Annotated in this window: 2 protein-coding genes; both read left to right on the top strand. The window is 43.2% G+C overall.

Annotation, left to right across the window (positions count from 1 at the left end; genetic code table 11):
* The first annotated feature begins 23 nt into the window (after positions 1-23).
* Entirely contained in the window at positions 24-6,920 is a 6,897-nt protein-coding gene (locus tag LYNGBM3L_RS35200) for a type I polyketide synthase (protein WP_008191795.1), read from the top strand.
* A gap of 58 nt (positions 6,921-6,978) precedes the next feature.
* Positions 6,979-13,677, top strand: a complete 6,699-nt coding sequence (locus LYNGBM3L_RS33195) for a type I polyketide synthase (RefSeq protein ID WP_008191793.1) — start codon at positions 6,979-6,981, stop codon at positions 13,675-13,677.
* Positions 13,678-13,689 lie beyond the last annotated feature (12 nt).

The following is a 13,689-nucleotide window of genomic DNA, read 5'->3' as shown; positions in this document are numbered from 1 at the left end:
TAATAAGTCAAGGATCAAAATTCATGGAACCGACTACCAACAAAGAGCAACTATCATTATCCAAACAGATGTTTCTGGCGCTAAAGCAAGCAGAAGCTAAGTTGGAGATGATGGAACTTGCCAAAAGTGAACCTATTGCCATTATTGGTATTGGTTGTCGATTCCCAGGAAATGCCAACACTCCAGAAAGCTTCTGGCAACTGTTAGCTAATGGTGAAGATGGAGTTAGAGAAATTCCACCTGAACGCTGGAATCCAGATTATTTTTACCATCCTGACCCTGATACTCCAGGGAAAATGTATATCCGTCATGCTTCCTTAGTGGATCAGGTAGATCAGTTTGAGCCTGAGTTTTTTGGCATCTCTCCGAGAGAAGCCCATAGCCTTGACCCACAACAACGTTTTCTTTTAGAAGTAACTTGGGAAGCTTTAGAAAGAGCGGGAATTAACCCCCAACAATTAGAAAATACCCACACAGGAGTGTTTCTAGGTATGGGTCAAAACGATTATGCTGATTTGGGTTTTAACCAACTAGAAAATATCAGCCCTTACGATGCTACAGGCAATGGCTTTTGTTTTGCCGCAGGTAGGCTATCTTACTTCTTGGGATTGCAAGGTCCATCTTTAGCAATAGATACAGCTTGTTCAGCATCTCTGGTAGCTATACATGAGGCTTGCCATAGTCTGCGTCGGGGTGAGTCTAATCTGGCTTTAGCAGGAGGGGTACAACTGATACTCTCTCCTCACGTTACCACCGCACTATCAAAATTGAAGGCTCTATCACCGGATGGCAGATGTAAGACTTTTGATGCTGCGGCGGATGGTTATGGTAGGGGAGAGGGATGTGGCATGGTAGTACTTAAGCGCCTGTCTGATGCTCTTAAAGATGGTGACCAAATCTGGGCAGTGATTCGTGGTTCAGCGGTTAATCATGATGGACCTAGTAGTGGGCTGACAGTACCTAATAAACTAGCCCAAGAACAGCTTATTCAACAAGCTCTCAAAGCAGCCAAAATAGAACCATCTCAGGTAGGTTATGTGGAAGCTCATGGTACAGGAACTTCCTTAGGGGATCCGATGGAAGTTAGAGCCTTAGGCACGGTGTTTGAGGAGGGACATAACCAAGAACATCCTTTGAGGATTGGTTCAGTTAAAACCAATATCGGTCACCTAGAAGCCGCAGCGGGAATTGCCGGATTGATTAAGGTAGTTCTACAACTCCAACATCAAAAAATTGCACCATCACTGAATTTTAAACATCCTAACCCCTATATTGATTGGGAGAATCTACCTCTAGAAGTTCCCACTCAACTGACACCTTGGTCCTCATCCAGTGGTCAACGAGTGGCAGGAGTTAGTTCCTTTGCTATTAGTGGCACTAATGCTCATATAGTGCTAGAAGAAGCTCCAAGAGAAGGCAACAGGCAACCCCCCCCTGTGTCCCCCCAAGGGGGGAAGGCAACAGGCAACAGTGAAGATTGCTTAGAACGTTCAATTAATCTACTAACGCTGTCAGCGAAAACAGAAATCGCCCTGGCGGAGTTAGTCATTAGTTATCTCCATTATCTGGAAAATCATCCAGAATTGGAGCTAGAAGATGTCTGTTATACAGCCAACACAGGAAGAGCTCATTTCAAACATCGATTAGCGGTTATTGCTGCTGACCGCAAAGAACTAGTAGAAAAACTACATTACCAGGAAACTGGGGAGCAAGCAGTTGGACTATTTTCTGGACATGCTAGCAAAAATCCACCGAAAATAGTTTTCTTGTTCACTGGTCAAGGTTCCCAGTATGTGAATATGGGAAGGCAACTCTACGAAACTCAGCCGACTTTCCGTAAAGCTTTGGAACAATGTGACCAAATTTTAGAGTCCTATCTGGAATATCGACTCTTAGAAGTTCTCTATCCTCAAAATGCACCATCATCAAGCTCCTCTCTACTAGACCAAACAGCTTATACCCAACCCGCCTTATTTGCTATAGAGTATGCCTTGGCTAAGTTATGGGAATCTTGGGGAATTAAACCCAATGCGGTAATGGGTCACAGTGTGGGAGAATATGTAGCAGCAACAATAGCAGGAATTTTTAGTTTAGAAGATGGTCTAAAACTCATTGCAGCTAGGGGAAGGTTAATGCAACAGTTACCCTCTGATGGTGAGATGGTTTCAGTCATGGCTAAGAAGTCAAAAGTTCGTGAATTGATTACCCCCTACACAGACAAGGTCGCAATTGCTGCAATTAATGGACCAGAAAGTGTGGTTATTTCTGGTGAAACAGAAGCTATTGCAGCTATTGTCAATCAATTAGAGTCAGAGGGAGTCAAAACTAAAAGACTACAAGTATCCCATGCTTTTCATTCACCATTAATGGAACCGGTGTTGGCAGAGTTTGAAGCTGTAGCTAATCAAGTTACCTACCATCAACCAAAAATACCACTAATTTCTAATGTTACAGGCAAAAAAGTAGACAATGGTATTGCCACAGCCAACTATTGGGTCAATCATATACGCCAGACCGTAAAGTTTGCCGCTAGTATGGAAACCCTACACCAACAAGGTTTAGAAATATTCCTAGAAATAGGAGCCAAACCAATATTATTAGGCATGGGACATCAATGTCTGCCAGAAGGGGTAGGTGTCTGGTTGCCTTCTTTGCGTCCTGCGGTAGATGAATGGCAACAGATACTCTCTACCTTAGGACAGTTGTATGTACATGGAGTTCAAGTCAATTGGTCAGAATTTGACAGAGATTATAACCATCAGAAAGTCGTTTTACCAACTTATCCCTTCCAACGTAAAAGGTATTGGGTTGAAACAACTAATGATTGGGATGGAAAAACAATCTCTACAACTAAGCTCCATCCTCTGATTAATCAAAAGTTTCAATCTCCCTTATCAAAAGAAATCTTTTTTGAGTCTTACTTTAGCACTGAAAATCTGCCATTTTTAGCTGACCACATTGTGTATGAACAAGTGGTAGTTCCTGGTGCCAGTCATATCTCCCTCTTGTTAGCAGCGGCATCTCTAACCTTTGCCGCAACCGAATGTCAAATCGAGGATATTCTGTTTCCTCAAGCACTGGCAATTCCGGAACAAGGGGTGCGAACAGTTCAGGTGGTTTTGACACCGCAAAATAACTCTTTTTCATTTCAAGTGATTAGCTTTGACGACTCTTTAGAATCACAGATTAATCAAGTTTCAAACAATGGTAGTCACATCAGTGACTGGGCAGTTCATGCCACAGGAAAATTGTCTGTTGCCAATGCTGAGCAATCACTAATACCTCTAGAAGAAATTCAAGCCAGATGTAGCCAAAAAATAGATAGTGCAGAAATTTACCAGCATCTCTGGGATAGACAGATTCACTTAGGACAGAGTTTCCGTTGGATAGAGCAGGTATGGTTAGGAGAGGGAGAAGTTCTTTGTCAAATGAAAGTCCCAAAAACTATCCTTAATACAACAAAGTATCAACTACATCCGACTCTAGTTGACTCGTGCTTTCAATCAATAATCGCACTTGTTTTAGATCAATCTGGCAACAAGAATGAAACGTTTGTTCCGTTCAGTATAGATAAATTCACTTTCTATAATAGTTCTGATAATGATCTGCTTTGGTGTTATACCTGTGGCTCGAAAGATAAACAATCAGGAGAAAAATTCAAAGCCGATATACAATTGTTTGACCAACATGGGCAGCTAGTTGCTCAGGTTATTGGTTTTGAAGGTAGGAAAGCTAATCCCAAAATTTTGTTGATGACTCTGGGTTCAGATTTGAGTAATTGGTTGTATGAAGTAGAATGGAGAACCAAAGGTCTTTTGGGCAGGTTGCTACCTCCAGATTTTCTGCTAGATCCTGTAGAAGTCTCCCAGCAATTGGCTCCCAGTCTCACAGAATTAGTAACTCTCTTAGATAATGCTCGCACCTCAGAAATCGGAACTCAATTAGAAGAATTAAGCGTAGATTATATAGTGCAAGGTTTGTTGCAGATGGGTTGGTCATACCAGCCGACAGAGAGCTTCGACTTAGATGCAGCAGCCCAATGTTTAGGGGTAGTTCCAACTCAGGTAAGGCTATTCGAGCGTCTACTACAAATCCTAGCAGAAGTAGGAATACTCCAGTCTAATCAACAGCAGTGGCAGGTTCAAAAAACAGCGCAGAAAGTCAACCCGAGTAAACAAAGCCAGAGTCTACTAAGTCAATATCCAGATGAAGCAGCAACATTGACATTATTGGAGCGTTGTGCATCTCAACTAAGCGGGGTACTACGAGGAGAAATTGACCCAGTGCAACTGGTGTTCCCTCAAGGGGATTTAACCACAGCAACCCAACTGTATAAAGACTCAGCTGTAGCAAAAGTGATGAACACGATAGTGGAAAAAGTCATCATGAAAGCTATGGAGAAGTTACCACCTAGCCGAGGAATACGTTTGTTGGAAATCGGAGCCGGAACAGGAGGGACGACAAGCTATATTCTGCCTCACCTCAATCCTAACCAAACAGAATATATCTTCACCGATATAGGAGCATTGTTTACGAGTAAAGCCCAAGAGAAATTCCAGGATTATCGATTCTTGGGATATCAAACCTTAGATATAGAGGTAGACCCAAGCAGCCAAGGATTTGAGTCTCATCGATATGATGTAATTATTGCGGCCAATGTCCTCCATGCAACCACAAGTCTTAAGCAAACCTTATCCCATGTGCGACAACTGTTAGCACCAGGGGGGATATTGGTCTTGTATGAAGCAACAACTCGATCTCGGTGGGTAGATTTAATCTTCGGACTATTAGAAGGATGGTGGAAATTTACTGATTATGAATTAAGACCAGACTACCCTCTGCTGAATCGGGAGCAGTGGAAAAAAGTATTGAGTGAAACAGGTTTTACTCAAGTAGTGACTCTGCCAGAAGTTGAAGGAATGGCAGAAGCTTTGTCTCAACAGACGGTGATTGTAGCCCAAGCAGCTTCAACAAAGTTAGAACCAACGAAGGAGACACCAAAGGGTTGGTTGATACTAGCAGACCAACAAGGAATTGCTCAACAGCTAGCTAGCCAACTGCACTCAGAAGGAGACGTTTGTACCTTAGTATTTTGGGGAGAAAACTATCAACAGATTGCCCCAGGAGAATTTACCATTAACCCCGACAACTTCTCAGAATTTGAACAACTAATAGAGACAGTAAACGCCAAATCACCATCGTTATCTGGAGTAGTGCAATGTTGGACAACTGAAGCGGGGGTGATTAATAACATCAACTCTGAGGAATTAAAAAACTTATCTAAACTAGGGTGTGGCACTACTTTATCTTTGGTACAAGCATTAGTCAAAGCTGGGTTATCCCAACCACCCCAGTTATGGTTAGTCACTTGTGGTGCCCAACCAGTACCCTCAAGTTATCCGGTAATACCAGGACTAGCCCAATCTTCACTGTGGGGAATGGGGAAAGTGATTAGCTTAGAACACCCTGAACTAAACTGCGTGCGCATAGATTTAGACCCACACCAGACGATAAAGAAGCAAGCTGATGTACTATTCAAAGAAATCTGGTCTAAGGATCAAGAAGACCAGGTAGCATGGCGAGGAGATGGGCGTTATGTGGCTCGATTGGTGGCTAGTCACCATCAGCAGACTGATGCCACTACCGAACAGTCTTTGAGTTTCCGTGAGGATTCTACCTACTTGATTACAGGAGGTATGGGAGGTTTAGGGTTACTGGTGGCTCGTTGGATGGTGGACAAGGGAGCCAAGCATTTAGTTTTGTTAGGACGCCGTGCACCGGATGATGCTGCCAACCAAAAACTGACTGAGTTAGAAATGGCTGGAGCTCAAGTGGTCGTGGAAAAAGCTGATGTGTCTGATGTTGAATCGATCACCAGAGTGCTGTACAAAATTGAGCATTCAAAAATACCATTAGCAGGGGTCATTCATGCGGCAGGGATGTTGTCAGATGGAGTGCTACAAAACCAGAGTTGGTCGAGCTTTGAGCAAGTGATGGCTCCCAAAGTTCAAGGAGCTTGGCATTTGCATCAATTCACCCAAAACCAACCATTGGACTTTTTCGTGCTGTTTTCTTCCGCAGCATCTCTGTTGGGTTCACCGGGTCAGGGAAATCATTCTGCAGCCAATGGGTTTCTTGATGGTTTAGCTCACTATCGTCGAGGAATAGGATTACCCGGATTGAGCATTCATTGGGGAGCTGTTGCTCAAGTGGGAGAGGCAGCTGAACGGGGAGCAGATGTTAGGGGGCAGCAGCAGGGTATGGGTGCGCTCTCTCCAACTCAGGTGTTAGAGTCCCTTGAGCTACTGATGAGTAGTACAGCTAAGGCTCAGGAAAACAACCTATCAGATATAGAAGTAGGAGTTGTGCCAATCGAGTGGTCAGCTTGGCAAGAAAGAGTAGCTCAATGGCCTTTCTTTACAGATTGGCAGGAAACAATCCAAACTACTTCTGAAATATCCAAGTCAGAATTTTTGTTAAAGCTTGAAGCAACAGCACCCAGCAAACGTCGCTCATTATTACTAGCTCATGTCCGTCGTCAATTAGCCCTCGTCTTAGGAATCAATCATCCCGAATCCATTTCATTAGAAACAGGATTTTTTGATCTAGGTATGGACTCTTTGACCTCTGTAGAGTTCAGGAATAAATTGCAAACTAGCTTTGATTGTTCACTACCATCAACTATAGCTTTTGAGTATGCGAATATTGAGTCTTTAACTGATTACCTAGAAAACAAAGTGATTCTATCATCAAATAGTACAGCCGCCAGTGAGGCTGAAACACTAGATGATATGGTAGATGAAGGTTCCTTAGAATCAGAGCTTTCAGAAAGTCTAGCTGCTGAAATTAATCAGCTTTCAGAAGATGAAATGGATCTAGCAGTTTCCCAAGCTGTAAGTCAGCTTGATCAACTTCTATAAGTGAAGTCAGTAAGTAATAGCAAATTTCTTAAAATAAGAGAGTACAGAAGCAATAAAGATGGAACTTAGCTCCCAAACAACCCAACTATCCAATCAGCAACTTCTGCTGCTAAAAATTCAACAAGCAACTGCCAAACTGCATGAAATTGAAACAGCAGCTACAGAACCAATAGCCGTTATTGGCATTGGCTGTCGTTTTCCTGGTGGAGTTGATAGTCCAGAAACTTACTGGAAATTGCTCCAAGAGGCAAGGGATCTCAGGACAGAGATTCCTAAAGACCGATGGGATGTTGATTTATACTATGATTCAGACCCTGATGTACCTAACAAAATCTATGTTCGTCAGGGTTATTTTCTCCAACAACCAGTAGACCAATTCGAGCCAGAATTTTTTGGGATTTCTGGTACAGAAGCAGCCAATATGGACGCCTCACAACGCCTGCTTTTAGAAGTTACTTGGGAAGCTTTAGAAAATGCAGGTATCTCCCCCAAAAGTTTGAAAAATACTGATACAGGAGTATACGTTGGTCAGATGACCAATGATTATGCAGTTATTGGTACAAATCGACCTGACAAATTACCTGATTTTTATTTAGGCATAGGCTCTAATATGGGTATGTCAGCAGGTCGAATTGCCTACATTTTGGGGTTACAAGGACCTACTTTATTCCTAGACACATCTTGTTCTTCATCTTTGGTTGCCTTACATTTGGCTTGCCAAAGTTTACGTTCTAGGGAGTCGAATCTATCTCTAGTGGGAGGGGTAAACTTGATGCTTGCTCCTAATACTACTCATGTACTTTGCAAAGGTAAAGCTTTATCACCTGATAGTCGGTGTAAAACCTTTGATGCCAGTGCTGATGGTTTTGCCCGGGGAGAGGGTTGTGGAATAGTTGTACTCAAGCGTCTTCGAGATGCTCTAGCAGATAGTGACCGTATTTTAGCACTGGTAAAAGGTTCAGCAATTAATCATGATGGGCCTAGTAGCGGGTTTACAGTTCCGAATCAGCAGGCTCAGAAAAAGGTAATTCATCAAGCCTTGAACAATGCCAAGGTTAATCCCTTACAGATTAGCTATGTTGAGTGTCATGGTACGGGTACGTCTTTGGGAGATCCTCTGGAGGTAAGAGCGCTCGACGAAGTCTATTGTCAACAAAGAACTAAGGAACAACTTCTGTTCTTAGGTGCAGTCAAAAGTAATATTGGACATTTGGAAGCAGCAGCGGGAATAGCTGCTTTGATTAAAGTTGTTCTAGCTCTTCAGCATCAAGAGATTCCGGCAAATCTTCACTTCAATCAGCCTAATCCTCGGATTAATTGGGAGCAAATACCAGTTAAGGTTCCGACAAAAGCTTTCCCGTGGCTCAAAGGAGAGAAACCTCGTTTGGCTGGAATCAGTGGATTTGGCATGAGTGGAACGAATGCTCATGTAATTTTAGAAGAAGCGCCAATACCGGTCAAAAGCAAGTCCTCAAGGGCCACGGGTGGTCAAAAGCAAGTCCTCAAGGACAGCAAAGGAGCAAAACTCAAAAGAGAAGAGTATTTAGAACGTTCACTCCATCTATTAACTCTTTCAGCTAAAACTCAAACAGCTCTTGATGAGTTGGTCAGTAGTTATGAAAATTATCTCAAAGCTCACCCTGAATTAGGGGTAGCCGACATCTGCTATACAGCGAACACAGGACGTACTCACTTTAACCACAAACTAGCAGTTGTCGCTTCCAACCAACAAGAATTAGTTGACAAACTTCGACAACAGCAAGAGGGAGAAGAGGTAGTCGGAATCTACTCAGGAGACCTGCCAAACAACAGTACAGTTCCTGAAATCGCCTTGTTATTCACAGGACAAGGCTCCCAATACGTCAACATGGGAAGGCAGTTGTATCAACAAGCACCAACTTTCCGTGAAGCGATTAACCAATGCGAGGAAATTCTCAGTAGCCTAGAAACGTTCCCAAATAAGTTATTACAAGAGATTCTCTATCCAGCAGACGACTTATCAGATTCATCCCTACTAGACCAAACAGCTTATACCCAACCAGCTCTATTTGCCATAGAATATGCCCTCTTCAAACTCTGGCAATCCTGGGGCATCAAACCAGATGTCGTTATGGGTCACAGTGTCGGAGAATATGTAGCAGCAACCGTAGCAGGAGTATTCAGCTTAGAAGCTGGTTTGAAACTAATTGCTGCTAGGGGCTCCTTGATGCAGAAACTACCTGCAGGTGGAGCAATGGTTTCAGTGATGGCATCAAAGTCGAAAGTGCTAGAAACTTTGAAGGCGATGTCCCGGTCAGAAAAAGTAGCCATAGCAGCCATCAATGGACCCCAAAGCATAGTAATTTCTGGGGAAGCAGAAGCAGTAGAGGCGATCGCCACTCACCTCGAATCCGTTGGCATCAAAACGAAACAATTACAGGTATCCCATGCTTTCCATTCACCATTGATGGAACCGATGTTGGCAGAGTTTGAAGATATAGCCAATCAACTCACCTACAATCAACCAAGGATACCACTAATATCGAATGTCACAGGTACAAAAGCGGACAATAACATAGTGACAGGCAAGTATTGGGTAAATCATGTGCGCCAACCAGTGCAATTTGTCCAGAGCATGAAAACTCTGCACCAAGAAGGATATGAATTATTCCTGGAAATCGGACCTAAACCAATTTTGTTAGGTATGGGGCGTCAATGTCTACCGGAAGAGATGGGTGTGTGGCTGCCCTCATTACGTCCGGGAGTGGATGAATGGCAGCAGATGCTCTCGAGTTTAGGACAGTTGTATGTGCAGGGAGCTAAAGTAGATTGGTTTAAATTTGACCAAAACTATAACCGTGAGAAAGTAATATTGCCCACTTATCCCTTCCAAAGAGAAAGGTATTGGGTAGAAACTCAAAATGGCTACCAACCAAAACCCTATGGGTCAACCGCCAAAAACCTGCATCCGTTACTAGGAGAAAAACTCAACCTAGCAAGAATAGAAAATCAACATCATTTCCAATCATACCTAACAGCAGAATCCCCAGCCTACCTGAGTCAGCACCAAGTATTTAACAAGGTGCTCTTTCCAGCCACAGGCTATTTAGAAATAGCCGCTGCAGTTGGGAAAAATTTGTTAACGACTGGAGAGCAAGTCGTAGTTTCTGATGTAACCATAGTGCGAGGGTTAGTGATACCAGAAACAGACATAAAGACAGTACAAACAGTAATCAGCACCTTAGAAAACAATAGCTATAAGCTTGAGATATTTAGTACATCAGAAGGTGACAATCAACAGGCAAACCAGTGGACATTGCATGCCGAAGGTAAAATATTCCTAGACTCAACTACCAACACCAAAGCCAAAATTGACCTAGAGCAATACCAGAGAGAATGTAGTCAAGTAATAGACATCCAACAACATTATCAACAATTTAAGTCAAGAGGGATAGACTACGGCAACAGCTTCCAAGGAATCAAACAATTGTGGAAAGGTCAAGGGAAAGCCCTAGGGAAAATAGCCTTACCAGAGGAAATAGCAGGACAGGCAACAGACTATCAGTTACATCCAGCCCTCTTAGATGCTGCTCTACAAATCCTAGGTCATGCTATAGGCAACACAGAAACAGACGACAAAGCTTATCTGCCAGTAGGAATAGACAAATTAAAACAGTATCGTCAGACAATAACTCAAGTATGGGCGATAGTAGAAATACCAGAAAACACTTTAAAAGGAAGTATTAAATTAGTAGATAATCAGGGAAGTCTACTGGCAGAAATTGAGGGATTAAGAGTAACGGCAACTACAGCCGATGCCCTATTGAAAAGCCTGCAACCAGATATTAGCCATTGGTTTTATCAGATCAACTGGCAAACCCAACCCCTACCATCAACTACCCCATCATCAGCAACTGACAAATGGTTAGTTTTCGCACAGGATACTCAACTGGTAGAAGCACTACAACGCAAAAGTCACGAGTCTATCAGAGTCTCACCAGGAGATACCTATAAGAAACTAACTCAGCAACACTATCAAATCAATCCCACCAGTAGAGAACAATTTCAACAGCTGCTAGCAGAAAATTCAGGGATTACTCGGATTGTCTATCTGTGGGGAGTGCAGGAGAGCGAAAGCAAAGACAATCTAGAAATACAAACAGTTCAAGAACAAAGTTGTGCCACAGTGCTGCATTTAGTGCAAGCAATTATCAACAGCAAACCTGAAACCATCCCAAAACTGTGGTTAGTCACCCGAGGAACTCAAAGGGTAATCTCAGACTCAGAAGTAATCAACCCTGAGTATGGAAGCTTATGGGGACTAGGACGAGTCATTGCCCAAGAACACCCAGAATTAGGGTGTAAACGCCTTGATTGTGACCCAAACTTAGAGCAGACTCAAATATTAGACTCCCTAGTAGCTGAACTCTTATCAGAAGATGTAGAAGACCAAATAGCGATACGTCAAGGAAGTCGCTATGTAGCCAGACTAGTACAAAAACCACAGCAAAAACCAATCACCTCAGCGGACCAACCAGTGCAATTAAAACTGTCAGAATACGGAGTCATAGACAACCTCAACTGGCAGCCAATGCAGCGGAAAACGCCCTTGGCAAATGAAGTAGAAATTGAGGTAGCAGCGGTGGGGCTAAACTTCCGAGACGTGCTCAATGCCCTCGGATTACTCAAAGACTACTATGCCGAACACTTTAACATTACTAGCGCAGAGCAACTAACATTCGGCTTTGAATGTGCTGGGAAAATCTCCGCAGTAGGAGAACAAGTTTCACAGTGGCAAGTAGGAGACGAAGTAATAGGATTACTCTTGCACGATGGCTTGAGCAGTTTCATTACCACCTCAGTAGAGTATGTAGTAGCCAAGCCCAAACAAATGAGTTTCAGCGAAGCGGCGACTCTACCCTTGACATTCCTAACTGCCCAATACGGGTTGCAGCACTTAGCCAAAATTCAACCAGGAGAGCGAGTATTAATTCATGCAGCAGCTGGTGGAGTAGGGCAAGCGGCAGTCCAAATAGCCCAAGTTGCAGGAGCAGAAATCTTTGCCACAGCTAGTCCAAGCAAATGGGAATTTCTCCAATCTTTGGGCATTAAACACATTATGAACTCCCGCACCCTAGATTTTGCCGAGGAAATCATGAAACGCACGGCAGGAGAAGGGGTAGATGTCGTGCTCAATAGCCTCAACGGAGAGTATATTCCCCAGAGCTTGGCAGTATTAACCCCAAAAGGCAGATTTGTGGAAATCGGCAAAATCGGAATTTGGGAAAAAGAGCAAGTCAAGGAAAAACGACCAGATGTGAGTTATTTCCCCTTTGATTTACAAGAAGCAGTCCAACAGCAACCGGGTTTAATTGGGCAACTATCAGAAGAATTAACCCAGCAGTGGAACCAAGGAAAACTCAAAGCCTTACCTCATAAAGTATTTCCTAGTACAGAAATTACAGCAGCCTTCCGGTACATGCAGCAAGCTAAACATGTAGGCAAGGTAGTGGTTTCCATGCCAGAAGCCCAAAGTGAGCCCAAATCTATCACAGCAGACGCAAGTTATTTGATCACTGGAGGATTAGGAGCCTTAGGATTGGAAGTAGCCCAATGGATGGTAACTCAAGGAGCAAGAAATATCGTTTTAACTGGACGTCGTGCTCCGAAGGAAACCGCACAAAAAATTATTGAGGAGTTGGAAACAGCTGGAGCCTCTGTGAGTGTATTACTGGGGGATGTTTCTCAACGAGAAGATCTGGCGAAAATTTTCCAGCAAATTCAGGCATCATTACCCCCCCTCAAAGGAGTAATTCATTCTGCCGGGGTGTTAGATGACGCATTAGTACAAAATATGAGTTGGTCACAGTTTACCAAGGTAATGGCACCAAAGGTCCAAGGAACTTGGTATTTGCATCAACTAACCAAAGATTTCCCCTTAGACTTCTTTGTATGTTTTTCGTCTATAGCTTCTATGTTGGGTTCACCAGGTCAAAGCAATTATGCTGCAGGGAATGGGTTTATGGATGCCCTAGCTCACTATCGTCGCAGTATGGGACTGCCAGGATTGAGTATCAACTGGGGAGCTTGGGCATCAGCAGGCATGGCCGCTAGTTTAGCAGTTCAAAATCAGCAACGGATGGAGAGCATGGGCTTAAGTGCCATAGAGCCAGAAAGGGGCATGCAGGCATTGGGGTCATTATTATCAGAATCTCAAAGCCAAGTGGGGGTATTCCCGGTTAATTGGTCACAATTTATCAGGCAGTTTCCTGGTGGACAAAAGATACCATTTTTGTCGGATTTCATTTCCCAAACACCATCATTAACTCAAAAGTCGGCATTTAGAGAAGAGCTAGAAGCAGCACTGGTTTCAGACCGTCACGAGCTATTAACAACTCACCTTCGCTTAGCGATCGCTAAAACATTAGGCTGGAAAGATACACAAAAGATCGGCATGCGTCAACCTTTATTTGACTTAGGATTAGATTCTTTGACAGCAGTAGAATTAAAAAATCGATTGGAGTCAAGCTTAGGAACAAGTTTAAGTTCAACACTGTTATTTGATTATCCTACAGTAGAAGCATTGGTAGAGTATTTAGCCAATGATGTCATGCCGATAGATTTCTCTTCTCATCTAGACCAAACAGAAAAAGCACTAGATGAAGAAGATGTTGTGGCGGACGGCTCATCCCAATTATCAGATATCACTGAACTTTCAGAAATTGAACTAGAAGCATCAGTTTTGCAAGAAATTGAAGCATTAGAAAAGTTAATCTGAACCGAGGTGGCT

This window comes from Moorena producens 3L, from assembly GCF_000211815.1.
GTDB lineage: Bacteria > Cyanobacteriota > Cyanobacteriia > Cyanobacteriales > Coleofasciculaceae > Moorena > Moorena producens.
Note: the sequence above shows the minus strand (reverse complement) of the source record. Positions and strands in the feature narration are given on the sequence as shown.